This window comes from Sphingomonas sp. HMP6 (assembly GCF_013374095.1).
Taxonomy (GTDB): domain Bacteria; phylum Pseudomonadota; class Alphaproteobacteria; order Sphingomonadales; family Sphingomonadaceae; genus Sphingomonas.
In genome coordinates, this window is the sequence record NZ_AP022672.1 from 2,497,501 (window position 1) to 2,522,438 (window position 24,938).

General features: G+C 65.5%; 28 protein-coding genes (1 of these 28 running past the window's edge). 9 read left to right on the forward strand and 19 right to left on the reverse strand.

The window, feature by feature from the left end; genetic code table 11:
- Nucleotides 1–1,281, forward strand: partial view of a lipopolysaccharide biosynthesis protein gene (locus HMP06_RS12085; protein ID WP_176497293.1) — the 3' portion only. 207 nt of this gene lie to the left of the window's left edge; 1,281 of the gene's 1,488 nt are visible here — the last part of the coding sequence; the start codon falls outside the window, past its left edge; the stop codon is at nucleotides 1,279–1,281.
- A 116-nt stretch (nucleotides 1,282–1,397) separates the two neighbouring features.
- Here the strand turns inward: HMP06_RS12085 and HMP06_RS12090 are convergent, their stop codons facing one another.
- Nucleotides 1,398–1,826 carry a CBS domain-containing protein gene (locus HMP06_RS12090; RefSeq protein WP_176497294.1) on the reverse strand — a complete coding sequence of 143 codons (429 nt, stop codon included), beginning with the start codon at nucleotides 1,824–1,826 and terminating at the stop codon, nucleotides 1,398–1,400.
- 77 nt (nucleotides 1,827–1,903) lie between these two features.
- Between HMP06_RS12090 and HMP06_RS12095 the strand changes: the two genes are divergently transcribed.
- Nucleotides 1,904–2,191 (forward strand): hypothetical protein, encoded by a 288-nt coding sequence (locus HMP06_RS12095; RefSeq protein ID WP_176497295.1) that lies wholly within the window; start codon nucleotides 1,904–1,906, stop codon nucleotides 2,189–2,191.
- Nucleotides 2,192–2,300: 109 nt separating this feature from the next.
- On the opposite strand, the gene HMP06_RS12100 is transcribed toward HMP06_RS12095, so the two are convergent.
- The 4 genes from HMP06_RS12100 to hisS form a co-directional block, all read right to left on the reverse strand.
- Nucleotides 2,301–3,335, reverse strand: a complete 1,035-nt coding sequence (locus tag HMP06_RS12100) for a DUF4167 domain-containing protein (protein ID WP_176497296.1) — start codon at nucleotides 3,333–3,335, stop codon at nucleotides 2,301–2,303.
- A 256-nt stretch (nucleotides 3,336–3,591) separates the two neighbouring features.
- Complete coding sequence (gene prmC, locus HMP06_RS12105) at nucleotides 3,592–4,452, reverse strand: peptide chain release factor N(5)-glutamine methyltransferase (protein WP_176497297.1); 861 nt, start codon at nucleotides 4,450–4,452, stop codon at nucleotides 3,592–3,594.
- A gap of 75 nt (nucleotides 4,453–4,527) precedes the next feature.
- Complete coding sequence (gene prfA / locus HMP06_RS12110) at nucleotides 4,528–5,601, reverse strand: peptide chain release factor 1 (protein ID WP_176497298.1); 1,074 nt, start codon at nucleotides 5,599–5,601, stop codon at nucleotides 4,528–4,530.
- On the reverse strand, nucleotides 5,598–6,857 hold the full coding sequence (gene hisS / locus HMP06_RS12115; RefSeq protein ID WP_232089645.1) for a histidine--tRNA ligase: 1,260 nt from the start codon (nucleotides 6,855–6,857) through the stop codon (nucleotides 5,598–5,600). The genes prfA and hisS overlap by 4 nt, the downstream gene beginning before the upstream one ends.
- A 335-nt stretch (nucleotides 6,858–7,192) precedes the next feature.
- On the opposite strand from hisS, the gene HMP06_RS12120 reads away from it, so the two are divergent.
- The 4 genes from HMP06_RS12120 (at nucleotide 7,193) to ppa (ending at nucleotide 11,253) form a co-directional block, all read left to right on the forward strand.
- The gene (locus HMP06_RS12120; RefSeq protein ID WP_176497299.1) at nucleotides 7,193–8,017 is read left to right on the forward strand and encodes a sulfite exporter TauE/SafE family protein; all 825 of its coding nucleotides are present in this window, start codon (nucleotides 7,193–7,195) and stop codon (nucleotides 8,015–8,017) included.
- Nucleotides 8,018–8,045: 28 nt separating this feature from the next.
- The gene (locus HMP06_RS12125; RefSeq protein WP_176497300.1) at nucleotides 8,046–8,693 is read left to right on the forward strand and encodes a DUF1345 domain-containing protein; all 648 of its coding nucleotides are present in this window, start codon (nucleotides 8,046–8,048) and stop codon (nucleotides 8,691–8,693) included.
- Nucleotides 8,694–8,758: 65 nt separating this feature from the next.
- Nucleotides 8,759–10,669, forward strand: a complete 1,911-nt coding sequence (locus HMP06_RS12130; RefSeq protein WP_176497301.1) for a M61 family metallopeptidase — start codon at nucleotides 8,759–8,761, stop codon at nucleotides 10,667–10,669.
- A gap of 38 nt (nucleotides 10,670–10,707) precedes the next feature.
- Nucleotides 10,708–11,253, forward strand: coding sequence for an inorganic diphosphatase (gene ppa, locus HMP06_RS12135; RefSeq protein ID WP_176497302.1), 546 nt, complete (start codon nucleotides 10,708–10,710; stop codon nucleotides 11,251–11,253).
- Between the two features lie 18 nt (nucleotides 11,254–11,271).
- Here the strand turns inward: ppa and HMP06_RS12140 are convergent, their stop codons facing one another.
- From HMP06_RS12140 to ispG, 4 genes are all read right to left on the reverse strand, one after another.
- Complete coding sequence (locus HMP06_RS12140; RefSeq protein WP_176497303.1) at nucleotides 11,272–11,754, reverse strand: GNAT family N-acetyltransferase; 483 nt, start codon at nucleotides 11,752–11,754, stop codon at nucleotides 11,272–11,274.
- Nucleotides 11,751–12,647, reverse strand: coding sequence for a DMT family transporter (locus tag HMP06_RS12145; RefSeq protein ID WP_176497304.1), 897 nt, complete (start codon nucleotides 12,645–12,647; stop codon nucleotides 11,751–11,753). The genes HMP06_RS12140 and HMP06_RS12145 overlap by 4 nt, the downstream gene beginning before the upstream one ends.
- A 162-nt stretch (nucleotides 12,648–12,809) precedes the next feature.
- A complete protein-coding gene (locus HMP06_RS12150; protein WP_176497305.1) occupies nucleotides 12,810–13,310 on the reverse strand; it encodes a retropepsin-like aspartic protease family protein in 501 nt (166 codons plus the stop codon).
- A gap of 288 nt (nucleotides 13,311–13,598) precedes the next feature.
- On the reverse strand, nucleotides 13,599–14,735 hold the full coding sequence (gene ispG, locus HMP06_RS12155; protein WP_176497306.1) for a flavodoxin-dependent (E)-4-hydroxy-3-methylbut-2-enyl-diphosphate synthase: 1,137 nt from the start codon (nucleotides 14,733–14,735) through the stop codon (nucleotides 13,599–13,601).
- 100 nt (nucleotides 14,736–14,835) lie between these two features.
- Between ispG and HMP06_RS12160 the strand changes: the two genes are divergently transcribed.
- From HMP06_RS12160 to HMP06_RS12170, 3 genes are read left to right on the forward strand one after another with little or no spacing between them, the layout of a single operon-like run.
- Nucleotides 14,836–15,975: an acyltransferase family protein gene (locus HMP06_RS12160; RefSeq protein ID WP_176497307.1), complete on the forward strand. Its 1,140-nt coding sequence runs from the start codon at nucleotides 14,836–14,838 to the stop codon at nucleotides 15,973–15,975.
- A complete protein-coding gene (locus HMP06_RS12165; RefSeq protein ID WP_176498520.1) occupies nucleotides 15,975–16,889 on the forward strand; it encodes an isoaspartyl peptidase/L-asparaginase family protein in 915 nt (304 codons plus the stop codon). The genes HMP06_RS12160 and HMP06_RS12165 overlap by 1 nt, the downstream gene beginning before the upstream one ends.
- A 45-nt stretch (nucleotides 16,890–16,934) precedes the next feature.
- Nucleotides 16,935–17,792 carry a S1/P1 nuclease gene (locus HMP06_RS12170; RefSeq protein ID WP_176497308.1) on the forward strand — a complete coding sequence of 286 codons (858 nt, stop codon included), beginning with the start codon at nucleotides 16,935–16,937 and terminating at the stop codon, nucleotides 17,790–17,792.
- A gap of 115 nt (nucleotides 17,793–17,907) precedes the next feature.
- On the opposite strand, the gene HMP06_RS12175 is transcribed toward HMP06_RS12170, so the two are convergent.
- From HMP06_RS12175 to ybgC, 10 genes are all read right to left on the reverse strand, one after another.
- On the reverse strand, nucleotides 17,908–18,852 hold the full coding sequence (locus tag HMP06_RS12175; RefSeq protein WP_176497309.1) for an alpha/beta hydrolase: 945 nt from the start codon (nucleotides 18,850–18,852) through the stop codon (nucleotides 17,908–17,910).
- Complete coding sequence (locus tag HMP06_RS12180; protein ID WP_176497310.1) at nucleotides 18,849–19,118, reverse strand: hypothetical protein; 270 nt, start codon at nucleotides 19,116–19,118, stop codon at nucleotides 18,849–18,851. The genes HMP06_RS12175 and HMP06_RS12180 overlap by 4 nt, the downstream gene beginning before the upstream one ends.
- The gene (locus HMP06_RS12185) at nucleotides 19,105–19,320 is read right to left on the reverse strand and encodes a toxin-antitoxin system HicB family antitoxin (RefSeq protein WP_176497311.1); all 216 of its coding nucleotides are present in this window, start codon (nucleotides 19,318–19,320) and stop codon (nucleotides 19,105–19,107) included. The genes HMP06_RS12180 and HMP06_RS12185 overlap by 14 nt, the downstream gene beginning before the upstream one ends.
- A 12-nt stretch (nucleotides 19,321–19,332) precedes the next feature.
- Nucleotides 19,333–20,232 carry an SPFH domain-containing protein gene (locus HMP06_RS12190; protein ID WP_176497312.1) on the reverse strand — a complete coding sequence of 300 codons (900 nt, stop codon included), beginning with the start codon at nucleotides 20,230–20,232 and terminating at the stop codon, nucleotides 19,333–19,335.
- 117 nt (nucleotides 20,233–20,349) lie between these two features.
- Nucleotides 20,350–20,850: a peptidoglycan-associated lipoprotein Pal gene (pal, locus tag HMP06_RS12195; RefSeq protein ID WP_176497313.1), complete on the reverse strand. Its 501-nt coding sequence runs from the start codon at nucleotides 20,848–20,850 to the stop codon at nucleotides 20,350–20,352.
- Between the two features lie 34 nt (nucleotides 20,851–20,884).
- Nucleotides 20,885–22,270: a Tol-Pal system beta propeller repeat protein TolB gene (tolB, locus tag HMP06_RS12200; protein WP_176497314.1), complete on the reverse strand. Its 1,386-nt coding sequence runs from the start codon at nucleotides 22,268–22,270 to the stop codon at nucleotides 20,885–20,887.
- A 3-nt stretch (nucleotides 22,271–22,273) separates the two neighbouring features.
- Nucleotides 22,274–23,203 (reverse strand): cell envelope biogenesis protein TolA, encoded by a 930-nt coding sequence (locus HMP06_RS12205; protein ID WP_176497315.1) that lies wholly within the window; start codon nucleotides 23,201–23,203, stop codon nucleotides 22,274–22,276.
- A gap of 12 nt (nucleotides 23,204–23,215) precedes the next feature.
- Complete coding sequence (gene tolR, locus HMP06_RS12210) at nucleotides 23,216–23,653, reverse strand: protein TolR (protein ID WP_176497316.1); 438 nt, start codon at nucleotides 23,651–23,653, stop codon at nucleotides 23,216–23,218.
- A 1-nt stretch (nucleotide 23,654) separates the two neighbouring features.
- The gene (tolQ, locus tag HMP06_RS12215) at nucleotides 23,655–24,356 is read right to left on the reverse strand and encodes a protein TolQ (protein ID WP_232089647.1); all 702 of its coding nucleotides are present in this window, start codon (nucleotides 24,354–24,356) and stop codon (nucleotides 23,655–23,657) included.
- Entirely contained in the window at nucleotides 24,353–24,820 is a 468-nt protein-coding gene (gene ybgC / locus HMP06_RS12220; RefSeq protein WP_269473375.1) for a tol-pal system-associated acyl-CoA thioesterase, read from the reverse strand. The genes tolQ and ybgC overlap by 4 nt, the downstream gene beginning before the upstream one ends.
- Nucleotides 24,821–24,938 lie beyond the last annotated feature (118 nt).

The following is a 24,938-nucleotide window of genomic DNA, read 5'->3' on the forward strand; positions in this document are numbered from 1 at the left end:
AACGGTTATGGACTGGCGAGCGGGCTTATCCAGAAGCCGGAGATCACGACGCGCGACATCCGGCAGTTGTTCGGGATGCTGCTGTTGCTGAACGGAGCACTCGCCGCGGCACAGGTGCTTATCCTCGCCCCCGCCGCCGCCGCCTATTACCGCCAGCCGATCGTCGCGGACATGTTGCGGGCGCAGGCTCTTTTCTATTTCGCAACCCCATTCATCGCGCTCCCTTATGCCCTGCTGTCGCGCTCGCTCGATTTCAAAGGACAGGCGCGAGTCAACATCATCGCCTCGATCGCGAGTGCGAGTGCCGCGCTCGGCGGCGCTTTGATGGGGTTGGGGGTATGGACCCTGGTATTCGCGCCGATGGTGCTGTTCGGCGTGCGGGCGATCGGCATGACGATCGCCGCGAAATCGCTGATATGGCCGAGCTTCGATTTCCGCGGATCGGGGAGCCTCGCGCGTTATGGTGGCGTGATGGCGGTAGGCCAGCTCTTCTGGTTCGCACAAAGCCAGGCCGACGTGTTCATTGCTGGGCGGCATTTCACGCCGCACATGCTCGGCATCTATACCGAGAGCCTCTTCCTGACGCAGGTGTTCGTCTCGAAGATCGTGCCCCCACTCAATGAAGTCGCCTTCTCCGCTTATGCCCGCATTCAGCACGATCGCACGGCGGTCGCCTTTGCCTTTGCCCGCAGCGTGCGAGTCATCATGGTCGCCGCCCTCCCCTTCTATTTCGGGTTGGCGGCGACCGCCGAGCCGCTGGTGCTGATCGTACTCGGCCAGAAATGGGCCGAGATGGCGCCCGTCGTCCATCTCCTCGCGCTCGCCATGCCGTTCATGACTCTCCAAGTGCTGCTCCAACCCGCGTGCGACGCGCAAGGCCGCCCGGGGATCGGTGTCGGCAATGGCGCGGCCGGCGCCGTCATCCTGGCGATCGGATTCCTGATTGGCGTGCAATGGGGTGCAACCGGGCTCGCCGCCGCGTGGATCTGTGGCTATCCGCTCTATCTCGGCTTCAGTCTGTGGCGCGCGCTGCCGGTAATCGGAAGCTCGCCCCGCGCGATCGCCGATGCGATTGCGCCCGCTTTGCTTGCCGCACTGGCGATGGCGCTGGTGGTGACACTGGTCGACGGCGTCCTGCCGGTACTGCCGACCGCGCTACGCTTGCTGATCCTCGTCGGCGTAGGCGCGGCGGTTTACGGCGGCTGGCTCGCGATCTTCTCTCGACAGGTGCTGCGTGAGCTGATGGCGGTGGTGCGCAAGCAACCGCTAGCGCCGGCCTGAAAGGTATGACGGAGGTTGCGCCGCGGCATAGCCGCGTCGTCGGTCCTCGCGGATGCTAGGCCGGCCGGCCGTTCGCCGTCTCGCGTTCAGCAATGCTAAACGCGCGCGGCACCGACTCAGGCTGACTGAATATAACTCCGCATCGCCTCGGCATCGGCTTCGATCCGGTCGATGCGATATTTGACCAAGTCGCCGATCGACACCAACCCGATCACGCGTCCGCCCTCGATCACCGGCAGATGGCGGATCCGGCGCCGCGTCATCAGCGACAGTGCGCCGATCACCGGCTCACCCGGCCCGACGGTGATCGCAGGGGCGGTCATCGTATCGCCGACCTTGCGCGCCATCGCATCGGCGCCGTGTTCGGCGATTGCGTGAATGACGTCGCGTTCGGAGAAGATGCCGACGACGCTCGCGCCCTCCATCACTGGCACCGCACCGACCCGCCGCGTCGCCAGCACCGCGACTGCATCGCCAACACTTTGATGCGCGGTGACCGAGATCACCTCGCGCCCCTTATTGCCCAGGATTGCCGCGATCGTCATCGTCTCTCTCCTCCTCCGCTCGGGGTCCCGAGTCTTGAGGTGCTTGAGGATTTCACGTTTGCGGCCATATGGAAAGCATGACGACTCCCCACCACGCCAATTCTGGCCTTTCCGATCCCGCCTACGCAGCCTTCGCTTGGCGCCGCTTCCGCACTATCATCGGCTGGATGGCGGTGGTGGCGGCGGTATTCATCGTTGCCGCCATCGCGGTGCTCCAATACGTTTACGGCCCGATGAGCTGGGTCGCGGTCCTTGCGGTGATCGGCGGGGCGGGCGGATCGATCATGTTGACGGCGTTGCTGATGGGGCTCGTGTTCCTCAGCTCGGGCACGGGCCATGACGAGGCGGTAAAGGAAATCGAGTAGCGCCGGGTTCTGGCGTATCCACGAGCGCGACGGCGGTGGCCAGATACGCGAACGGGCTGCAATCGCTTGCAGCCCGTCGGTTTACTGACCCACCCGTGAAGGGGAGTGATTATTCTGCAGTTGTGACCGCGCTGGCGGGCGGACGACCACGACGGCGGCGGGGCTTCTCGGCCAGTTCGGCATCGTCGCCATTTGCCTGCGCGTCGCCATCGGTCGCAGCATCCGACGACGGCGCCACGCGACCAGCCAAGAAGCCAACATTTTCGAGGCCCGGACCGTCCGAATCAACCGGCGCGACTTCGCGCCGTGGCCGACCGCGGCCGCGGCGGGGTGGCTCGGCGGCTTCGGGTACGGCGGTCTCGACCGTGGAGGTCGCTTCCTGCTCGACCGGCTCTGTAACACGCGGCGCGCGTTCGGTCCGCTCATAGCGGTCGCGACGGGGTGGACGCTCGCCTTGCTCGTCGCGCTGGGCCTCGGCCTGACGCTCGGAACCGCCATCAGCCACATTGCCGTTGGCGTTTACGCGACCGCGATTGTCATAGTCCTGACCGTTGCCGCGTTGCTGATCGCCGCGCCCTTCCGACGCCCCATTCTGGTCGCGCTGGGCATTGCCGTTAGGGGTATAGCCGCGATTGCCGTCCTGGCGCCCATCCTGGCGCCCATCCTGACGATAGCCGTTTTGCTGGCCCCGGTTCTGATCGCGGTTCTGACCGTCGCGCTGCTGATCGCGATTCTGGCCATCGCGCGAGCCACGATTCTGGTCCCCGCGATTCTGCTCGGGCTGGGGCTGTTCGCCGCGCTCGCCTTCATCCTCATAATCGGGCTCGTCTTCGTCGAGCGTCGCGCCCTGAATGCGCCGGGTCGAGACCGCCCCGCCATTTTCCTCAAAGCGGGCGCGCGTTTCGGCGAGCACGCGGAAATAATGGTCGGCGAATTGGAGGTAATATTCGACGTTGACGCGGTCGCCCTGCATCTGTGCGTCGCGCGCGAGCGTCTTGTATTTCTCGAGCAACTGGGCGGCATTGCCGCGCGCACGATTGTCGATGCGATTGCCGCTATCCTGGCGACCCGGATTGCCACCCGACGAGCGCTGCTGCTGCCCGCCACGGCCACGACGGCGACCGGCCTGACGATTATTGATCAAGTTCTTGTTGTCCTGTCTTCAGAAACCAAACTGGTCGTGCTCCAGAATATGGATGCAAATGCCCCCGGCCCGACATCCGCCAGCCATCGGCGGAGAGAGCCTGCCACGGTCGCCGGACTACAGCGATCGCATGACTAAAGGAGTGGACAACAGCCCATTTTCAACATGTTATTGTGAAAATGCGTGCCCCTGCCCCGTTCAATAGCCCGTCACGCCCCATTCTCCAAGCAGAATGTTGTGGCAATCGTGCGACAAATCATGTCCGGCGCATGGCAATCAGCGCGCGTGGGTTGCCGCCGAGATCGTGGCGGAGGGTGACTGCCAAGCCCTCGGCTTCGAGCAGCGCGGTGACGGGTGCCGCCTGCGTCGATCCGATTTCGAGGATCGCCGCGCCGTCGGGGGCGAGCAAGGCGCGGAGTTGCGGTGCGATGATGCGATAGTCGGCGAGACCGTCGGGGCCGGCGAACAGGGCGACGTCGGGTTCGTGCGCGCGCACTTCTTCGGGGAGGGTTTCGGTGGTGCTGATATAGGGCGGGTTGGTGAGGATGAGGTCGAACTGCCCGGCAAGGCCAGTGGCCCAGTCACCAAGCTCGAACCGCGCGCGCTCGTCCATCTCAAGATCGATCGCATTCATCTCAGCATAGTCGAGCGCTTTCTCAGAGCTGTCGATGCCCAACCCATGCGCCTCCGGCCAGTGGTCGAGCGCCGCAAGAAGCAGCGTCCCCGGTCCCGTCCCCAGATCGAGGATCGTCGCGGGCGGGCGCTTGCGGAAATGATCGACCGCCGCCTCCAGCAGCGTTTCGCTGTCCGCGCGTGGGACGAGGACACCAGGGCCAACTGCAAGCTCGATCGTCCAGAAGGCACGGGTACCGGCGATATAGGCGATCGGCTCGTGGCGCAGGCGGCGCGCGAGGAGCGGGGCGAAGGCGGCGGGTTCCGGCGCATCTAGATGGGAGAGCAGCAGGGCTTCGCGCGACATGCCGAGCGCGTGGGCCATCAAGAGTTCCGCATCTAGGCGCGGGGTTTGGCTGATTGCGGCGATGTCGGCAGCCGCTTCAGCGAGAGCGCTTCTAACGCCCCTCCCGCTTGCGGGTGGGGTTGAGGGAGGAGCTGTCATATATGTTCGGACGGTGCGATTGTAGCATTGCTCTCCCCCAGCCCCTCCCGCGAGCGGGAGAGGAGGAAGACAGAGTCACTCATTGATAGTGGCCAGCCGCTCTGCCTCATCCTGCGCGATGAGGGCGCCGACGAGTTCGTCCATTTCGCCCTGCAAAATCTCGGGCAGGCGGTGCAGCGTCAGATTGATGCGGTGGTCGGTCACGCGGCCTTGTGGGAAGTTGTAGGTGCGGATGCGCTCCGACCGATCGCCCGACCCGACCATCGATTTGCGCGCACCAGCCCGCTCGTGATGCAACCGGTCGCGCTCGGCCTCGTAGAGGCGGGTACGCAGCACGCGCATCGCCTTGGCCTTGTTCTTGTGCTGCGATTTCTCGTCCTGCTGGATCACCACCAGGCCGGAGGGAATATGCACGATCCGCACCGCCGAATCGGTCGTGTTGACCGATTGCCCGCCGGGGCCGGACGAGCGGTAGATGTCGATGCGGAGGTCCTTGTCCTCGATCTTGACGTCGACTTCCTCGGCCTCGGGCAGCACTGCTACGGTTGCCGCCGAGGTATGGATGCGGCCCTGCGCCTCGGTCGCGGGGACGCGCTGGACGCGGTGGACGCCGCTTTCGAACTTCAATTTGGCGAACACGCCCTTGCCCTCGACCGAGGCGATCGCTTCCTTGAAGCCGCCGCTTTCGGAGGAGGAAGCGGAGATCAGTTCGACCTTCCAGCCCTGCCCTTCGGCATAGCGCTGATACATGCGGAACAGGTCGGCGGCGAAGAGCGCAGCCTCGTCCCCGCCGGTGCCGGCGCGGATTTCGAGCATCGCGGCGCGTTCATCGGCGGCATCGCGTGGGAGCAGCGACAGCGCCAGCGCACGTTCGGCGTCGGGCAAGCGGCCGCGGATCGAATCGATCTCCTCGCGCGCCATCACCTTGATTTCGGGGTCGTCGTCACCCTCCATGCCCGCCAGAACACCGAGTTCGGCGCGCAACCGCCGCACCTCGCCCGCCGCCCGCGCGACGGGTTCGAGCTCGGCATATTCCTTGGAGACCGCGACGAAGCGCTCCGACGGCAAATCCCCCGACGCCATCAACGCCGAAAGCTCGTCGCGCCGCGCCTCGATCTGCAGGATGCGTTCGGGGGAGATGGAGGTCATGCTTCAGGCAAATCCGACGCTAGCGGTCGGACGACCTTCTCAAGTTTAGGCATATCGAAGTTTGCGCCGCGCACGACTTCATAGCCGAAATCATTGCCCCCATTGCGACGGTCGATCTTCACAACGCAAGCCGGGTCCATGCGCAAGACCTTATCATAACGCTTTTTGGGATTGCCCGATGCAATTACCTCCGTTGTGAAACCGGCCCGTCGAAGCTTTGCACCTATAGCTAAAGCGGATGAGTCAAGAGCGCGATCTTCTGAGACGACCACGATCTTATCATCAGCGACTAAGGGCTCCTCCAGCAACATCGCCAGCCGCTCAATCCCAGCCGCCCAGCCGACGCCCGGCGTTTCCGGTCCGCCGAGCGAGCCGATCAGCCCGTCATAGCGCCCACCCGCAAGCACCGTCCCCTGCGCGCCCAGCCGGTCGGTGACGAATTCGAACGCGGTATGGCGGTAATAATCCAAGCCGCGCACAAGGCGTGCGTTGCGCGTCCACGCGACGCCCGCCGCATCCAGCCCCGCCGTTACGGCGTCGAAGAAGGCGCGCGCTTGGGGTGTCAGATAGGCATCGATATCGGGCGCGCTGTCCGCCACCGGGCGGTCGCGCGGGTCCTTCGAGTCGAGGATGCGCAGCGGGTTCTTCTCGAGCCGCGCGAGGCTGTCTTCGCTCAGCACATCCCGATGCGCCTCAAAATGCGCGACCAAGGCCGCGCGCCACGCATCGCGCGTCTCGGCGTCCCCCAGCGTGTTGAGCTGGAGCGTCACGCCGTCCTTGATACCCAACTCATCGAGCAATTGATCCGCCAGCACGAGCAATTCGACATCCGCCGCCGGTTCGGCAGCGCCGATCACCTCCGCGTCGATCTGGTGGAACTGGCGGAAGCGGCCCTTTTGTGGGCGTTCGTAGCGGAACACCGGGCCGTGCGTCGCGATCTTGAGCGGCGCATATTGCTGCCAGCCCTCGGTCAAATAGGCGCGCGCGATGCCCGCCGTGAATTCCGGCCGCAGCGTCAGCGAATCCCCGCCGCGATCCTCGAAGGTGTACATTTCCTTCGACACGACGTCGGTCGTTTCCCCCAACGAACGCGCGAACACGGCGGTCGCCTCGAACACCGGCAGCTCGACGCGCTGAAAGCAATAGAGGCGGCGGATGCGGTCGAACGTGTCGACGACGCGGGCAAAGCGGCGCTGGTCATCCCCGAAGATGTCCTGCGTACCACGGATGCGTTTGGGAGTTTCGATGCGTGCCATAAAGGGCGGGTGTCTAAGCGATGGCGGGCGCGAACGCTAGATGGGTCGTTCGGGGGGGCGCATCCACCTTTTGGGAAACGACCCCATCCGTTCGTGTCAGCGAAGTCGAGACACGGGTACCGGGTGCGGGAAGGATTTCTCGACTTCGCTCGAAACGAACGGGTGGCGGTCACACCATCCCGTCAGAAGGGCGCTTGACACCACCCCCGCTGCACCGCAGCGTAAGAGCAATCGGGGCGACAACAGCCCCTTGCAGCATCCGCAGGATTCCCCCGGCTCGTTTCGGAAAAGGTTTTCATGCGCCCGCCTGCCATTCATTACCGCCCTCACCGCCCATGACCCTGCTGATCGAATGGGGACCGGCGATCCTCGCGCTGCTCGCTGCCGGATTGTTCGCCGGGTTTGCCGCCGGGCTGTTCGGGATCGGCGGCGGCTTCGTCGTGGTGCCCGCGATGGTCGCGCTGCTGCCGCTGCTTGGCGGCGCTCCGGCCGAATACACCCATGTCGCGATCGGCACGTCGTTCGCCACGATCGTCATCACGTCGCTGCGCTCGACGCTCAGTCATGCCAAGCGCGGGGCGGTCGATTTCGCGATCCTCAGAAGCTGGGCGCCGTGGATCGTGCTCGGCGTCGGGGTCGGGGTGGTGCTTGCCAGCCGCCTAAGCGGCACGACGCTGACGATCATCTTCGCCAGCGGCATCGCGCTGATGGCGGTCAATTTCCTGATCCCGAAGTTGGGGCGCCACCAGATCCGCAACACGATGCCGACCGGCGCAGCGCGTGCGGGGATCGCGGGTGGGCTGGGGCTGTTCTCCTCGCTGCTCGGCATTGGCGGGGGCACGGTCGCGGTGATCGTGATGACCTTGTGCGGTCGCACGATCCACAAGGCGATCGCCACCGCCGCCGGGTTCGGCTTCATCATCGCGGTGCCCGGCACGATCGGGTGGATGCTGATCGGCCTGGGGAAGCCGGGCTTGCCGGTCGGATCGGTCGGCTATGTCAATCTGCTCGGGGCGGCGGTCATCACCTCGATGTCGATTCTGACCGCCCCGCTCGGCGTTGCGGCGGCGCACGCGCTCCCGGCCGAACCGTTGAAGCGCGTGTTCGGCGTGTATCTGCTGTTCATCGCCGCGGTCATGCTGCAGCGCGCGTTGCATTGAGCGGTGCGGGCGCGGTAGCACCGCCGCCATGACCCTCAATCTCGGCCAGAAAATCGCGCCGCCGCGCTTCGTCCTGTTCACGGTCTTGTTCGTGGGCGGGCTGTTCGTGGCGATTCCCCCACTGGGCTGGGGCCGCGGCACGATGGCCGCGTTCGATGTGGCGGCGGCGGTGTTCCTGATCGCGGTCGCCACGCTGCTGCGCAAAGGCGAAGCGGCACAGATGCGCAAGGCGGCGGAGGCCAACGACGCAAACCGGGCCGGGCTCCTGATCCTCACTGGCGTGACGATGATCGTGATCCTGACCTCGGTCGCCAAGGAATTGCAGGGCAAACCCGATGTCTTCGCGGTCGCTTTGGTGATCGCGACGCTGGTGCTGGCATGGCTGTTCTCGAACACCATTTATGCGCTGCATTATGCGCACCTCTTCTATTCCGACTGTGACGGTGCAGGGAAGGATGCCGGCGGGGTCGATTTTCCGAAATGCGACGAGCCCGACTATTGGGACTTCCTCTATTTCAGCTTCACGCTGGGCATGACGTTCCAGACCTCCGATGTGGAGATCTCGTCGCGCAAGGTGCGCCGCGTCGTGCTCGGGCACTGCCTTGCCGCCTTCGTGTTCAACATCGGTGTGCTCGCCTTCACGATCAACGTGCTCGGCAGCAGCAGCGGATCCTAGACTGGACGCCGGGCGTAGTGCCCGCTTACACCCACCGCAACATTATGTCTCAGGGGCCTAACCATATGATTCGTCGTGCTGCGTTCACCGTCATCCTGCTTGCCTCCTGCGCTGCCCCGGCGCTGGCGGAGAATTCGAAACCGAAGCCGGTGCCCTTTGTCGACACCATCCCGGCGGCGCGCGACATTCCCTTTCCCGGCCGAATCGAACTCGACATCGACGCGACCGACCTGAAGCGCGGCATCTTTACCACGCGCGAACGGATCACCGGGGTATCCGCCGGGCCGATGGTGCTGCTGTTCCCGAAATGGCTGCCGGGCAGCCATTCGCCGACCGGGCAGATCGACAAGCTCGCCGGTCTCCACATCCGCGCAGGGGGCAAGGAAATTGCCTGGACGCGCGATCCGGTCGACGTGACCGCCTTCCATATCGTTGTGCCTGCGGGCGCGAAGAGCCTCGACATCGACTTGCAATTCCTCTCCGCCACCGCCGCCGACCAGGGCAATATCGTGATGGGGCCGGACATATTGCGGCTGCAGTGGAATTCGATGAGCCTGTATCCAGCCGGATACTTCACGCGGCAGATCCCGGTGCGCGCGAGCGTGACCTACCCCGCCGGCTGGAGCGCATCGTCCGGGCTGCCGTCGAAGGCGACGGGATCGGTCTACAGCTATGAGCCGACCAATTACGAAGTGCTGGTCGATTCGCCGGTTCTCGCCGGACGCTATTTCAAGCGCTGGCCGCTGTCGCCGCGCGTCAATCTCGACGTCTATGCCGACAAGCCCGAGGAACTCGCCGCGACCCCCGAGCAGATCGACGCGCACAAGAACCTCGTGACGCAAGCCGTAAAATTGTTCGGCGCGCAGCATTATGACAACTACACCTTCCTGCTCTCCTTCTCCGATCAGATCGGCGGGCAAGGCCTGGAGCATCACCGCAGTTCGGAAGACGGCGTGCCGCCCGGCTATTTCACCAAGTGGAAGGAAGGCCCCGGCCGCCGCAACCTGCTGCCGCACGAATATGTCCATAGCTGGGATGGCAAGTTCCGCCGCGGCGCCGATCTGTGGACGCCCGATTACCGCACCCCGATGCGCGATTCGCTGCTGTGGGTGTATGAGGGCCAGACGCAATTCTGGGGCTATGTGCTGCAGGCGCGATCGGGGATCGTGTCGAAGCAGGATACGCTCGATGGCTATGCCGCGATCCTGGCGCAGCTCGACAATCGCCCGGGGCGCAACTGGAAGCCGCTGGTCGACACCACCAACGATCCGACCATCTCGCAGCGCCGCCCGCGCGGCTGGGTCAGCTATCAGCGCTCCGAGGATTATTACAATGAAGGCCTGCTGGTGTGGATGGAGGTCGATTCGATCCTGCGCAAGCAATCGAGCGGGACCAAGTCGATCGACGATTTTGCGCGTGCCTTTTTCGGCCTGACCGACGGCGATTATGGGCAGGTGACCTATACGTTCGACGATGTCGTCGCGACGTTGAACGCGGTGCAGCCGTATGACTGGGCGGGCCTGCTGAAGCAGCGGCTGACCGAGACCGGTGCCCCCGCACCACTCAAGGGGTTCGAGGCGAACGGCTATAAGCTCGTTTATGACGAAACGCCGACGCTCGCGTTCAAGAATGCCGAGGCCGCTCGCAAAAGCACCGATCTCAGCTATTCGCTTGGGCTAACGATCAACAAGGATGGCGGGTTGACCGGGGTGGGCTGGGACAGCCCGGCGTTCAAGGCTGGCCTGACCCCCGGCGACACGATCGTTGCGGTCGATGGCACGGCGTTCTCCAACGAGGCGATGAAGACTGCGCTGACCGCCGCCAAGACGCGCAAGGAGCCGATCGTGCTGCTGGTCAAGGCCAACGACACGATCGCGCCGGTCAGCATCGACTATCACGGTGGCCTGCGCTATCCGCACCTCCAGAAGATCGGCACCGGAGACGGTGGTCTGGATCGATTGCTCGCGCCCCGGTAAGGGGGGCGGCATCACGCTTTTCACATCAAGGATTTCGTATGCGTATCGACATGATTCCGGTCGGCAAGAACCCGCCCGAAGACCTCAACGTCATCATCGAAGTGCCGACCGGTGGCGAGCCGGTAAAGTATGAGTTCGACAAGGCGAGCGGCGCGCTGTTCGTCGATCGCATCCTGCACACGCCGATGCGCTATCCGGCGAATTACGGCTTCATTCCGCACACGCTGTCACCCGATGGCGACCCGCTCGACGCGCTCGTCATCGCACGTTCGCCGTTCATTCCGGGCTGCGTCGTGCGGGCGCGGCCGATCGCGGTGCTCAACCTGGAAGACGAAGCCGGCGGCGACGAGAAACTCGTCTGCGTACCAGTCGATTCGACCTTCCCGTATTATTCGAACGTCAATGAGCGCGGCGACATGCCCGAGATCGTGTTCGAGCAGATCGAGCACTTCTTCACGCATTACAAGGATCTGGAAAAGAAGAAGTGGGTCCGCGTTGGCACCTGGGGCGACGCGGCCGAAGCCGGTCGCGTGACGCTCGAGGCGATCGAGCGTTATGAAGCCGCAAAGGCCGCCAAGGGCTGATGCGCTTGGGGGGCGGGCTCAGTCCCGCCCCGCCAGTGCCGCCAGCGCATCGCCAGTGACGCGGTATACCGTCCATTCCTCCATCGGCTCGGCGCCCATCGATTTGTAGAAGCGGATCGCTTTCTCGTTCCAGTCGAGCACCGACCATTCGAAGCGCGTGCAGCCGCGCTCGACCGCGAGCGCAGCCAGATGCTGCAGCAGCGCCTTGCCGACGCCCGCGCCGCGCGCCTCCGGCGTTACGTAGAGATCCTCCAGATATAGCCCGCGCCAGCCGGTCCAGGTTGAGAAATTGTGGAAGAACAGCGCCATTCCGACCGGCGTGCCGTCGAGGTCGGCAATCACCGCCTCCGCGGCGGGATGCGGTCCGAACAGCGCTTCGAACAGCATCGGCTCGGTCGCGATAACCTTGTCGCTCTCGCGTTCGAACGCGGCGAGATCGCGCACGAATTGCAGGATCAACGGCACGTCGGCCGAAGTGGCGGGGCGAATCTGAATGGTCATGCGGCAGCCTCGGTTTGGGGAGCAGGAGCGGTGGTCGATCCGCGCACCGCGAAAATACATCCGGCGATGATCAGTGCCGCGCCCGCAACGGTGTAGAGCGAGACGCCCTCGCCGAACACCCACCAGCCAAGCAAGGCGGCCCAGACGAAGGCGGTATATTCGACCGGTGCGAGCACCTGCGCCTCGGCATGGCCATAGGCCCAGGCCAGCGCCATCGCCGAGAGCGAGCCGAGCACCGCGGCACCGAAAATGTGCGGTACGTAATCGAGCGGGGGGATGGCCGAGAACCACGGAGCTCCGACCAGCAGCATCCCGCCGAGGACGATCGAGGTGAACAAGGCAACCTCCAGCGGATCGGCGACTTGCGCTTGCTTGCGCAGCAGGATCAGGCTGCCGGCATAGAGAATCGAGGCCAGCACCACCGCGACCGAGCCGAGCACGACTTGCGCCGAGGCATGTGCCTGGACCTGGCCCGCCGCGATCACCAGCACGCCGATGCTGGCGATCACCGATCCACCGATCGCCGCGCGCCGGATCTGCTCGCCGAGCGTCGCGGCGGCGAGGAACAAGGCGATCAGCGGGGCAAGGAAGGTCAGCGCCACGCCCTGCGCCATCGGCACACGCACCAGCCCCCAGAAGAACAACAGCACCGACGCACCTGCCACGGCACCACGCGCGACATGCAAGGTCAACGCGGCACGCCCGGGCCAGGCTTTCCGCCGTGCGAGGAACACCGGCCCGAGCAGGGCCACGCCCGCGACCGAGCGCCACAGCACCGCGCTATACGCGCCGTGCAGGATCGACATGTCCTTCATGATCGCATCCATCACCGAATAACTGGCGATGCCGACGGCGGCGACCGCGAAGGCGAGATTGGCGGATACGGGTTTCATCACGGGCGTCGATAGTGCCACCGGCCCGACCTGTCAGGCTAAAGTCGCACGAGTCGCACTATCGACGGGTTCAGCGCTCCCGCACCACAGACGGATTTGGCAGGTCGACGCAGACATAGAACCTCGCCAGAATGACACCGCGCGGCCGTGTAGGACAGCGCGCTATTCCAGCGTCATCACGTCGGCGCTGATCTTTACGGTGTCGATGTGGCGCAGAAAGGTTTGCCCCAACAGCGACACTTCGCTGTCCTCCAGCACCACGCCGCGGACATCGCTCACGCGTTTGCCGTCGAGCACGATGTCGGCGATCCGCACTTCCTGCCCGCGCACCGCCCCCGCCGCACCCTTTCCGACGATGACGAAGCGGCTGGGGTCGAACTCGACCCGCGCCCGCCGGGCATCCTCCATCGTCAGCGCGACCGTATCGGCGCCGGTATCGACGACGAAGCGGACCGGTTCATGGTTGACGTCGGCGACGGCGAGGAAATGGCCGCTATTGCTGCGCTCGATCCTGGTCCGCACGGGCACGTCGCGCGGGACCTCGGTCGCTGCGGCCGCCGGGGCCACCGCGGCCGCTGCGGGTGCAGGCGGTCGCTTCGCGGCGGGCAGCGCGAGCCCGATGCCAGTCCCGACGATGATGACAGACCCAAGCGCGAGTTTCATGGCATACGGTGTAGCGCAGCGGCTTTAGGACGCGGCTAAAGTTTAGGGATAATGCGCGGTAAAGGCGGCGCGCAATCAGCGGATCATGCGGATGTCCAGACCCACATCGGCCTGCGCCATGCGCCGGTCTGCGGTCACGATCGGCAGCTCCGAAAAATACCCCTAGCTCCGAAAAATACCCCTGCGCCGGACACGCGCGATTGAGCGACAGGCCAAAATGTGCGGTCAGTGGCCGCAACCGACCGATCTCCATGGAGCACCGCTTGGTACCCATGGCATAGCACAGACCTACTCCGCCGCCACCGCCTGTGCTCCTGCCACCGCCGCGTCATGCGCTTCGATCGCCGCGGCCTTGTCCTCGACCAGCTTGACGATGTGTTCGAGCATGTCCTCGGAATTGACGGTGTGGTCGGTCACGCCCGAGAGATAGACCATGTGCTTGCCATTGCCGCCGCCGGTGAGGCCGATGTCGGTTTCGCGCGCTTCGCCGGGGCCGTTGACGACGCAGCCGAGCACCGATAGCGACATCGGCGTGCGGATATGCTGGAGCCGTTCTTCGAGCGCCTGAACGGTGCGGATCACGTCGAAGCCCTGCCGCGCGCAGCTGGGGCAAGAGACGACGCGGACGCCGCGATTACGGATGCCGAGCGCCTTGAGGATCTCGAAGCCGACGCGCACTTCATCCTCGGGCTCGGCCGAGAGCGAGACGCGGATCGTGTCGCCGATGCCGAACCACAAGAGCGAGCCGATCCCGATCGAGGACTTGACCGTCCCGCCGACGAAGCCGCCGGCTTCAGTAATGCCGAGGTGCAGCGGGCAATCGACCAGTTCGGCGAGCTGCTGATAGGCGGCGACCGCGAGGAAGAAGTCGGACGCCTTCACCGCGACCTTGAATTCGTGGAAATCGTGATCCTGCAGCAGCTTGATGTGGTCCATCGCCGATTCGACCAGCGCATCGGGGCACGGCTCGCCATATTTCTCGAGCAGATGGCGTTCCAGGCTGCCGCCGTTCACGCCGATGCGGATCGCGCAACCGTTCGATTTGGCGGCGTCGACCACTTCCTTCACGCGCGCCGCCGAGCCGATGTTGCCGGGGTTGATGCGCAGGCACGCCGCCCCCGCATCGGCGGCTTCGAGGGCGCGCTTATAGTGGAAATGGATGTCGGCGACGATCGGCACGCGGCTGGCGCGGACGATCTGTTTCAACGCGGCGGTGCTCTCCACATCGGGGCAGGAGACGCGGATGATGTCGACGCCGGCCTCTTCGCAGCGGCGGATCTGGTCGACCGTCGCCTTCACGTCGTCGGTCGGCGTGTTGGTCATCGTCTGGACGGTGACCGGCGCGTCGCCGCCGACGGGGACATTGCCGACCATGATCTGGCGGCTCTGGCGACGGTTGATGTCGCGCCACGGGCGGAGGGACATGATCGATTTCCTCTGGTTGCACGCGCGCTATAGCGCCGTTGGCGGCCAACCGAAATAGCTTGCGATTGGACGATGGCGATGCCTGGTCTAAGGCGGGATGATGGAACGGCACTTCGGTCTGGACTGGTTGCGCATCGGCGCGTTCGGTCTGCTCATCTTCTATCATATTGGCATGGTGTTCGTGCCGTGGGGCTATCACGTCAAAACCGCGCAGCCGCAGGATTGGGTGGTGCTGCCGATGCTGGCGCTGAACAGTTGGCGCTTGCTGCTGCTGTTCGTGGTGTCGGGCTATGCCAGCCGCGCTTTGTTGGCGAAGGGGTCAGGCACGGCGGGCTTTGCGGCGAATCGCACCGCGCGGCTGATCGTGCCGTTGCTGTTCGGGATGCTGGTGGTGGTGCCGGTGCAGCCGTGGATCGAGCTGACCACGCAGCGTGGCTATACCCATGATTTCGGCTATTTCCTGCTCCACGATTATTTCCGCTTCGGCAACGTCGGCGGCGTGATCCTGCCGACGTGGCAGCATCTGTGGTTTGTCGCCTATTTGTGGTCCTACACCATGATACTGGTGGTGCTGGTCGCACTGTTCGGGCGGTTGCGCCTGCAAGTGGCGTTCGATCGGGTGTTCGGCACGATCCTGGTGTGGCTGATCCCGGCGGCGTGGCTGATCGTGGTGAGCGCGTGGTTGTTCCCCGGCATCGGGCCGACCAACACGCTGGTCAATGATCTGGTGTCGCACGCGCAATATCTGCCGGGCTTTTTGTTCGGCTTCGCGCTCGCCGGATCGCCGTCCGCGCTCGCGGCGATGCGGCGGTGGTGGCCGTGGGCGCTCGGCGTCGGGCTGCTGTGCTACGGCGTGGTCGTCGCGATCGAGATCGAATGGCCGGGCAGCACGACGCCCGCGTGGCCGTGGGGCATCCTGTTTGCCGCGGCGCGCGCGGTACAGGGGTGGAGCATCATCGTCGCGCTGATCGGCCTTGCCGACACCTACCTCAACCGCGACCATCGGTGGCGGCGAATGCTGACCGAGGCGGTGTTTCCTTTCTATATTATCCACCAGACGATCATCGTCGGGGTTGAGGGCGCGTTGCTGCCGCTCGCGCTGTCGCCGGTGGTGGAATTCCTGATCCTGCTGACGACGACGGTCGGCGGGTGCTGGGCGTTTTATGCGGTCGGGCGGGAGATCGGCTGGCTGCGCCCGCTGATCGGGCTGCGCCCCTTCCCCCGGACGAAAGAGGCATGATGGGCTGGACTTTGGTACTGCATGGCGGCGCGGGGCAGATGACGCCCGCAACCGTTACCCCGGCCCAGGCCGAGGGCGCGCGCGAAGCACTCGGCCGCGCGCTCGATGCGGGGGCTGCGATCCTGTCCGCTGATGGGCTGGCGCTCGACGCGGTCGAGGCGGCGGTGCGTGTGCTGGAGGACGACCCACACTTCAATTCGGGGCGCGGTGCTGCGCTGACGCATGCGGGTGTCGCCGAGCTCGATGCCGCGATCATGGACGGGCGCGACCGGAATGCGGGGGCGGTGGCGGGGGTGACCGCGACGCGGCATCCGGTGAGTCTCGCGCGCGCGGTCATGTCGGACAGCCCGCATGTCCTGCTGAGCGGCGCGGGTGCCGATGCCTTTTCGGTTGAGCAGGGCTGCGAGCAAGCGACGCAGGACTGGCTTGTGCTGCCCGAACGGCGCGCGCAGCTTGACGAGATGATCGCGGGCGGCGGGGCGTTCGACGTCGACATGAAATATGGCACGGTCGGCGCGGTGGCGTGCGATGCCCACGGCCATGTCGCCGCCGCGACCTCGACCGGGGGCGTGACGGGCAAGCGCTGGGGCCGGATCGGCGACTCGCCGCTGATCGGGGCGGGCACCTATGCCGATGATCGGGCGGGCGCGGTGGCGTGCACGGGCTCGGGCGAATTCTTCATCCGCGCGGGCGTGGCGCATGAGATTTGCGCGCGGGTACGGCTGGCGGGCGAAACGCTCGACGCGGCGGTCGTGGGGGTGATGGCGGAGGTGACCGCGCTCGGCGGATCTGGCGGCATCATAGCGACCGGGCCGAAGGGCGAAGCGGTGTGGCATTTCACCACGCCGGGCATGTACCGCGCGCGGCTCACATCCGACGGCGCACGAGAGATCGCGGTGTTCGGCGATGAATAGTGTCCCCGCTTCCGCGGGGATGACAACGCGGGTAGGGGCAAGATCATGATTCGCCCCCTCCCCGCTTTGCTTGCCGTCGCGCTCGTCGCGACCGCCTCCCCCGCCGCTGCCTATTGGGAATATGGCCACCAGACGATCGCACAGATCGCCGAGGCCAATGTGCGGCCCAAGACGCGGGTCGCGATCCGGGCGTTGCTGGCGCATTCCGATCTGCTCGATACGCCCGAGTGCAAGGCATCGACCATGTCTGACGCCAGCGTGTGGGCGGATTGCGTCAAGCCGCTGAAGGATGCCGATGGCAAATCGCGCTTCGGCTACGCTTATTCGTGGCACTATCAGAACGTCAGCATTTGCCGCCCGTTCGACCTGACCGCGCCGTGCAAGGACGGCAATTGCGTATCGGCGCAAATCACCCGCGACGTCGCGCTGCTGAAGAACAAGCGCGCACCGATGAAAGACCGGGTCGAGGCACTCGCCTTCCTGATCCACTTCGTCGGCGATCTGCACCAACCGCTCCACGCCGGGGACAAGGACGACAAGGGCGGCAATGATGCCAAGGCCGATTACGGTCTTTACGGCCCGGCACGGCTGAATTTGCACAGCATCTGGGACGGGTATCTGGCAGAGCGCGCGATTTCGTCGCCACCGCCGTTGGTCCGGCGCTATCCCGCGAGCGTCCGCACGGCGCTGGGGGCCGGAAGCGTCACCGACTGGAGCCGCGAAAGCTGGCAGATCTCGCATGACGCCGCTTACGGCAGCGTGCTGTCCGATCCGTGCGTGCCGACGCCTGCACGGTTGAAGCTCGACGACGCGACGATCGCGAAGCTGGTGCCGGTCGCCCGCCTGGAAGTCGAGCGCGGCGGGTTGCGGCTGGCAAAGCTGCTCGATGAGGCGCTGGGGTAAGCGGCCTCATCCTCCGTTCGCTTCGAGCGAAGTCGAGAAGCCGTGCGGGAACGCCCTGCTCCGGTTTCTCGACTTCGCTCGAAACGAACGGTAATTTCCGTCAGCCCGATCCCACCTATCGCTTCAGAAAACCCGCCACCGCCGCCGCAACGTCCGGCGAGATCGGCAGCGTCGCATCGCGGTAGGTCGCGATATTCGCCCTGCGATCGTCGCTCTCGACCGGGCGGAACACATGGTTGATGCCGGGCAGCAGCTTTAGCACCGCCTTGGGCTGGGCGCGCTTCAGCGCCTCAGCATCGGCGACACTCACCTGAATGTCGCGCGTGCCTTGCAGGATCAGCACCGGTAGCTTCAGGTTCGCGATCAGTTTCGCCGGATCGTGCGAGAAGAGATCGATCCAATAGCCTTGGATCGCGTCGGAAAAGATCGCCGGGAGCGGCATCGGCAGCGTCGCCGCAGGCACGCGTTTCCCCGCCTCCAGCGAATCGATCGCGCCGAGCGCGGCGGCGAGGATCGACGCGTTCGCCGGATTCTCACGGAATTGATCGCGCAGAACGGTCGCCATCGGGCGGCCGATCGCGCTCAGCAGGATGACGCCGCAGAGCCCTTCGGGCCGTTGCGCCGCGACCAAGGCGACCATCCCGCCCTCGCTATGGCCGAGGAGCCAGACGCATTTGCGGCCGGTACGCGCGCGCGCGACCTTGCTCCACGCCTGCACGTCGTCGGCATAGCCGCCGGTCGTCGCGGCATTGGGATCGGCGACTGCCGCCGTGCTGCCGAACAGGCCGCGCTTGTCGATGCGCAGTGTGGCGATCCCCTTGGCAGCGAGCGCCTCGGCGAGTTGGCGGTACGGTCCGCCCGCGACCCCCAGCGGGCTGTTGCCGTCGCGATCGGTCGGGCCGGAGCCGGGGATGATCAGTACCAGCGGCCCCTTGGGATCGGGATCGAGCAGCGTTCCGGCGAGCGGCCCTTGTGGCCCCGGCGCGGTCAGTTCGACCGATGCCGAGGCGGCCGCGGGTGATGCTGCGAATAATGCCGCAATGGCGAGCAAACGTATCATTTGCCGAACCCCCAATGCCAGCGCCAGCCACCCTGCGTCTTGCGGAAACAGATCGTCAGGAACGCGGCCGTCAGCGCAACGCCAACAACGACCCGCGCGATCGGATCGGGCATGAAACGGATGTCGAGGATGAGCAGCGCTGCGAAACCAAGCGTCAGCGCCCAGCCCTGCCACGTCACCGGCGTCGCGCCGATCCCGAATAGCTTGGGCACGAACCAATAATCGGGTTCGGCTCGGAAATGGTCGATTAGATCATCCTTCGTCATCGGAATTCTCCTTCGGCGGCCGCCCGCGCTTGGGTGCCTCGCTATGTGCAACCTTCACTCCCCGCTTGGCGAGCGCCTCGCGCAGCAGGCATTCGAACTGGGCGTTGACGCTCCGCAGGTCGGCCGCCGCCACCCGCTCGACCGCCGCGTAGAGCGCGGGGTCGAGGCGGAGCGGAAACGCCTTCTTGGGGGGAGCCGCCAACGGACCGGCCGGTCAGTAAAGCGTGCCAGCGTTGACGACCGGCTGGGTATCGCGCTCGCCGCACAACACGACCATCAGGTTCGACACCATCGCCGCGCGCCGTTCGTCATCGAGTTCGACCACGCCTTTCTTCGAGAGCAAGTCGAGCGCCATCTCGACCATGCCGACCGCGCCCTCGACCAAGGTCGCTCGCGCCGCGACCACGGCTTGCGCCTGTTGCCGCCGCAGCATCGCGCCGGCAATTTCGGGCGCATAGGCAAGGTGGGTAAAGCCGCATTCGTCGACCGTGATGCCCGCCGTCACCAGCCGCTCGATGAGTTCGGCGCGCAGTTCGGCTGCCACCTGATCGTGGTTTCCCCGCAGCGTCACTTCCTGATGCTCGTAATCGTCATACGGATAGCGCGCGCCGATCGTGCGCACCGCCGCCTCGATCTGGACGATCACGAACGCCTTGTAATCGTCGATGTCGAACAGTGCCTGCGCGGTATCGGTCACGCGCCACACGACTTGCGCTGCGATCTCGATCGGGTTGCCGCGCAGATCGTTGACCTTCAGCCGCTCCGAAATCATGTTGTTGGCACGCAGCGACACCTTATTGCGCCCAAGCCACGGCATCAGCCAGCGCAAGCCCGTGTTGCGATCGGTCCCCTTATACGCACCGAACAACGTTATCGCCGTCGCCTGATTGGGTTGCTGCATGTAGAAACCGCACGCGACAAACAGGAATATCAGGGTTGCGAAGACGATCGTGACCAGCGCGATCGCGGGTGCGCTGGGAATGAGCGTCAGCGCGCCGCCGCCCACCGTGAGCGCGAGCAGCATCACCAACAGCATCGCATAACCGCTCGACGTCGACGCATTATGCTCGCGCGACAGCGTCAGCGCGGTGTTGTGTGTTCCCGACTCAACCATGAATGCCTCCCGTTAATGCGATATCACATTTATATCGGGATTTTGGGATACGCAAGCGAAATGAAAAGGCCCTCCCGCAGTGCTGCGGAAGGGCCTTTGCGTCGCCGAAAGGGGCGCTTAGTTCAGGACGATCGTCACCGCGCGACGGTTCTGCGCGAGGCTGGCTTCGTCAGATCCCAGTGCCAGCGGCCGTTCCTTGCCGTAGCTGATCGTCGAAATGCGGCCCGGCGCGACGCCGCGTGCCGCGAGGTAATTCTTCGCGGCGAGCGCGCGGCGGTCACCCAGCGCAAGGTTGTATTCGCGGGTGCCGCGCTCGTCGCAATGCCCCTCGAGGCTCACCGGCACATTGGGGTAGCGCGAGAGCCATGCCGCCTGGCTATCGAGGATCGCGCGGGCGCGGTCGTCGATGCTGAAGCTGTCGAGCGCGAAATTGACCGTGTTGCTGGTGACCGAGCGTTCGAAATCGCCGCGCGAGCCGGGCGCGAAGCCCCCCGCGCCAGTGCCTTGATCGGTCGGCATGTTGCCGGGGGCGGGCGGGATATAGGCGGGCGGCTTCTTGGCGCAGGCGGCGACGAACAGCGTCGTTGCCAGCAGAAGGGCGGTGGTCAGTTTTGCCATATCGGCTTCTCCCAGGGTTGATCGGAATTTAGGCTCAGGGGCGTAACGGTCCCCAAGCCGGATCGGATCCATCGAGGCGCGTAGGAATGCGGCGCAAATTGACGCCGGTCAAATCGACCGACCACAGATCCGCACGCCCACTGCCCCCGCCGGTCGAGCGGAAGAACATCAGCACGCGGCCATTGGGCGACCAGCTCGGCGCTTCATCCTGTGCGCCTTCGGTCAGCAATTGTTCGTTGCCGCCCGCCGGGCTCATTACGCCGATGCGGAAGCTGCCGCCCAATTTGGTGAAAGCGATCAAATTGCCGCGCGGGCTCCATACCGGGGTCGCATAGCGGCCGCTGCCGAAGCTGATCCGCTGCTGCTGTGACCCATCGGCGTTCATCACATAGAGTTGCTGCGTGCCGGAACGATCGCTTTCGAACACGATCCGCCCGCCATCGGGCGAATAGGTGCCGCCGGTGTCGATGCCCGGCGAATCGGTCAGCCGCTGCGGCGTACCCCCGCCGAAGGCGACGCGGTAGACATCGGTATTGCCGCCCACCGCCATCGAGAACAGCACCCAGCGCCCGTCAGGCGACACGCGCGGTGCGAAGGTGAGGTTGGTGTTGGGCACCAGCAGCCGCTGCCGCTTCGACGCGATGTCATAGACATAGATCGCCGGACGATCGTCGAGATAGCTCATGTAGACGATCGAGCGCTGATCGGGCGAGAAGCGCGGCGTCAGCGCGATCGCCTGGCCGTTGGTGAGGAAGGTGTGATTTTCGCCGTCCTGGTCCATCAAGGCGAGCCGCTTGATGCGCTTGCCCTTGGGGCCGGTCTCCGAGACATAGACGACGCGGCTGTCGAAATAGGGACCTTCCCCGGTCAGTTTCGAATAGATCATATCGGCGCATTTATGCCCGGCACGCCGCCAGTCGGCGGGCGCCACCACAAACCCCTGCCGCGCGAGTTCGCGGCGCGAGAAGACGTCGTAGAGGTAGCAGCCGACGGTGAGCGTCCCGTCACCATTGGCGCGGATAAAGCCCTGCACCAGTGCCGATGCGCCCGCCGGGCCCCAATAGTCGAAGGTCGGGGCGGTCACTTCCGGGTAGTCGACGGCCTTCACACCCGCTTCGAGCGGCTTGAACAGCCCGGAATTCCGCAAGTCGGTCGAGACGATCTGTGCGAGTTGCTGGCCCAGCACATCGGTGCGCCCGGCAGGCGTGTTGGCGACTTCGGCGGTCGGCATGACCGGAACAGCGATGCCGAGCGGGGCGGAGACGCCGCCGACGACATCGACCACCAATTCGCCTTGCTGCTGCGGGTCGGTCGTACCGGATGGCGCAGGCGGCGGGGCCGGTGCGGTCTGCGCTTGCGCTCCGGCAGCGGACGCCACCAGCGCGAGCGCGAAGATCGTCTTGTGGAGCATCGTGGTCATTCCTCAACCCGGAAGTTTGTAGCGCAGCTTAAAGGTCTTCCACCCGCGCGGCACGTCGTAAAGCTCGGGCGGAAGCCCACGCAGTGGCGCGCAGCCCGAAAAAGTCGCGATGGCGTTGCGATCGACCGCATCGACATAGCGCCGATTCTCGTCATCGACCCCGCCATGATCGTCGGACACGCTGGGCCGTGCCGCGAGTGAGCCATCACGATTGAGCGACAGCGCGATCGTCACGACGATCCGCGATGCACCTGGGCCGGGATTGACCTGGCGATCGGCGCACGGCTGCACCTGCCGCCGGATCGCCGAGCCGATATCGGCGGCAGCCTTGGCATCCATCGTCGCGCCGGGGGCGGCAGCGGGCGATTTCGCCTTGGACGGCGTCTGCGATAGCCCTTTGCGGAAATCGTCGTCGAGCAGCGAGCCCGTTGCCTTCGCCTTGGTCGCGTTGGGATTGGACCCCGCCGCCTTGCCCGCAGCCACGGCCTTGACCGGGCGCGCGCTCGGCGAGACCGGAGCAGCCTTCGCCTTTTCGGGCCTTTCCGCGACGACCGGCTTTTTCACCGGCGGCACCGGTTTGGGCGCAGGCTTTGGCGCTGGCTTGGGTACCGGCGCTGGCTTGGGTACCGGCGCGGGCTCTGGTTTGGCCGGCTGCGGCTTGGGCGGCGCGGGTTCGGGCGCTGGCTCGGGTTCGGCAGCCGGGGGCGGCGCATCGTCGGGCGGGCCGGGATCGGGCGCGGTCGATTGCGCGGGCGGCTCGGGCGCCGGGGGTGCCCGCTGATCGAGCGCGACGTCGTCGACCAGCGACACTTCGATCGGTTTGGGGGTGGGGAGCGGCACGGGCTTGGCCGACCACACGACCGAGAGGATCGCGAACAGCGCGACATGGCCGACCGCGGCCACGGCAAGTCCGACACCCTCGTTCTTAGTCATTGCGAGGCCGCGTCATTTGCCGCCCTGTTCGACCGTCACGAGCGCGACGCGGTTGAGCCCGGCGCGGTTGAGCTCGCCCATCACGCGCATCACGCGGCCGTAATCGAGCCCCTTGTCGGCGCGCAGGAACACTTGCGGCGGTTTGGCCGGGTCGCCCTTGGCGGCGATCTGCGTTAGGATGTCGGGGAGCAGCGCTTCGCTCACTTCGTCCTTGTCGACATACAGCTTACCCGCCCGGTCAATCGAGATTTCGAGCGGCTGCTGATCCTGCTCGACCGCTTTCGCGCGGGCATCGGGGAGTTGCACCGGCACGCCTGCGGTCATCAGCGGCGCGGTGACCATGAAGATGATCAGCAGCACCAGCATCACGTCGACCAAGGGGGTCACGTTGATGTCCGCCATCGGCGCACGCCGCCCGCGCCCGCGTTGCGAGGGGAGGTTGATGGCCATGCTAGCGCTTCACCTCACTCTCGAGCTGACGGCTCAGGGTCGCGTGAAAGCCGTCGGCGAAGCGGTTGAGGCGTGCTTCGATGCGGTTGATGCCGTGGCTGAAGCGATTGTAGGCGATCACCGCCGGGATGGCCGCGAACAGGCCGATCGCGGTCGCGAACAGCGCCTCAGCGATGCCCGGCGCGACCACCGCCAGCGAGGTGTTCTGCGCCGCCGCGATGCTGGTGAAGCTGCGCATGATCCCCCACACGGTACCGAACAGTCCGACGAAGGGGGCAACCGAGCCGACCGTCGCGAGGATGTTCAAGCGATCCGACAGCGCATCGATCTCGCCCGCGACCGCCGCGCCCATCGCGGTTGCCAGCCGCTCGCGCGTGCCGCCGCGATCGACCTGGCCACCAGCAGTCGAGCGGCGCCATTCGGCCACGCCCGCCGCGAACACCTTGGCGATCGGCAAGTCGCTCTCGCCTTCTTGTCTGTGGAAGGCGTCGATATCCTCGGCCTTCCAGAAATCGCGTTCGAAGCGCGCGATCTGATGACGCGTGCGGCCGAGCTTGCGCACGAAAGTAAAGATGATCCCCCAGGTCCAGATGCTGGCAAGCAGCAGCCCGACCATCACGACCTGCACCACCGGATCGGCATGGAGAAAAATCCCGATCGGCGACAAGCTCGTCGCATCGGTGTTGAGGGCAAGGCTGCTCACGAAAAACTGTCCCCTGATTCCATCACGCGGGCAAACGCCGCGATCCATTGCTTGGGCTGGCGTTGCGGCCGCCCCGCTGCGCCGACCAACGCCGCCGTCACCTTGGCTTCGGTCAACACCACACCACCGCGCATGACTCGTTGCTGAATATCAACCGAGGCAGCGCGGACTTGGACGAGGCGTGTCAGCACGACCAACGCATCATCGAGCTTGGCGGGGGCACGGTAGCGAATGTCGAGCGCGGTCACCGCATACGCCCCGCCGCCCGCCTCCTGATGGCCGCGCTGATCGATCCCCGCCAGCTGCAACATGTCGGACCGCGCGCGCTCCATGTAGCGCAGATAGTTGGCGTGATAGACGATCCCCGAAAGATCGGTGTCCTCGAAATAGACGCGGATCGGGAAGCGGTGCTCGCCCGCGACGATGCGGCCCGTGGCGGGCATATCGAGGTCGGGTGACGGCATGGCCTCGTCCTCTAACGGCACGGGATGCCCGCGCAAACCCCCGGCGCGCGCGAAACGAGGCTTGCGCACATGGAACTCACAGGTTACATGTAACCTGTAGGTGACTAACAAGGGACTG

Bases quoted from the DNA above. Each gene is read 5' to 3' on its own strand.
- HMP06_RS12090 (WP_176497294.1), bottom strand. From the start codon at position 1,826: ATGACGATCGCGGCAATCCTGGGCAATAAGGGGCGCGAGGTGATCTCG.
- HMP06_RS12095 (WP_176497295.1), top strand. From the start codon at position 1,904: ATGACGACTCCCCACCACGCCAATTCTGGCCTTTCCGATCCCGCCTAC.
- prmC (WP_176497297.1), bottom strand. From the start codon at position 4,452: ATGACAGCTCCTCCCTCAACCCCACCCGCAAGCGGGAGGGGCGTTAGA.
- prfA (WP_176497298.1), bottom strand. From the start codon at position 5,601: ATGACCTCCATCTCCCCCGAACGCATCCTGCAGATCGAGGCGCGGCGC.
- hisS (WP_232089645.1), bottom strand. From the start codon at position 6,857: ATGGCACGCATCGAAACTCCCAAACGCATCCGTGGTACGCAGGACATC.
- HMP06_RS12120 (WP_176497299.1), top strand. From the start codon at position 7,193: ATGACCCTGCTGATCGAATGGGGACCGGCGATCCTCGCGCTGCTCGCT.
- HMP06_RS12125 (WP_176497300.1), top strand. From the start codon at position 8,046: ATGACCCTCAATCTCGGCCAGAAAATCGCGCCGCCGCGCTTCGTCCTG.
- HMP06_RS12130 (WP_176497301.1), top strand. From the start codon at position 8,759: ATGATTCGTCGTGCTGCGTTCACCGTCATCCTGCTTGCCTCCTGCGCT.
- ppa (WP_176497302.1), top strand. From the start codon at position 10,708: ATGCGTATCGACATGATTCCGGTCGGCAAGAACCCGCCCGAAGACCTC.
- HMP06_RS12140 (WP_176497303.1), bottom strand. From the start codon at position 11,754: ATGACCATTCAGATTCGCCCCGCCACTTCGGCCGACGTGCCGTTGATC.
- HMP06_RS12145 (WP_176497304.1), bottom strand. From the start codon at position 12,647: ATGAAACCCGTATCCGCCAATCTCGCCTTCGCGGTCGCCGCCGTCGGC.
- HMP06_RS12150 (WP_176497305.1), bottom strand. From the start codon at position 13,310: ATGAAACTCGCGCTTGGGTCTGTCATCATCGTCGGGACTGGCATCGGG.
- ispG (WP_176497306.1), bottom strand. From the start codon at position 14,735: ATGTCCCTCCGCCCGTGGCGCGACATCAACCGTCGCCAGAGCCGCCAG.
- HMP06_RS12160 (WP_176497307.1), top strand. From the start codon at position 14,836: ATGGAACGGCACTTCGGTCTGGACTGGTTGCGCATCGGCGCGTTCGGT.
- HMP06_RS12165 (WP_176498520.1), top strand. From the start codon at position 15,975: ATGGGCTGGACTTTGGTACTGCATGGCGGCGCGGGGCAGATGACGCCC.
- HMP06_RS12170 (WP_176497308.1), top strand. From the start codon at position 16,935: ATGATTCGCCCCCTCCCCGCTTTGCTTGCCGTCGCGCTCGTCGCGACC.
- HMP06_RS12175 (WP_176497309.1), bottom strand. From the start codon at position 18,852: ATGATACGTTTGCTCGCCATTGCGGCATTATTCGCAGCATCACCCGCG.
- HMP06_RS12180 (WP_176497310.1), bottom strand. From the start codon at position 19,118: ATGACGAAGGATGATCTAATCGACCATTTCCGAGCCGAACCCGATTAT.
- HMP06_RS12190 (WP_176497312.1), bottom strand. From the start codon at position 20,232: ATGGTTGAGTCGGGAACACACAACACCGCGCTGACGCTGTCGCGCGAG.
- pal (WP_176497313.1), bottom strand. From the start codon at position 20,850: ATGGCAAAACTGACCACCGCCCTTCTGCTGGCAACGACGCTGTTCGTC.
- tolB (WP_176497314.1), bottom strand. From the start codon at position 22,270: ATGACCACGATGCTCCACAAGACGATCTTCGCGCTCGCGCTGGTGGCG.
- HMP06_RS12205 (WP_176497315.1), bottom strand. From the start codon at position 23,203: ATGACTAAGAACGAGGGTGTCGGACTTGCCGTGGCCGCGGTCGGCCAT.
- tolR (WP_176497316.1), bottom strand. From the start codon at position 23,653: ATGGCCATCAACCTCCCCTCGCAACGCGGGCGCGGGCGGCGTGCGCCG.
- ybgC (WP_269473375.1), bottom strand. From the start codon at position 24,820: ATGCCGTCACCCGACCTCGATATGCCCGCCACGGGCCGCATCGTCGCG.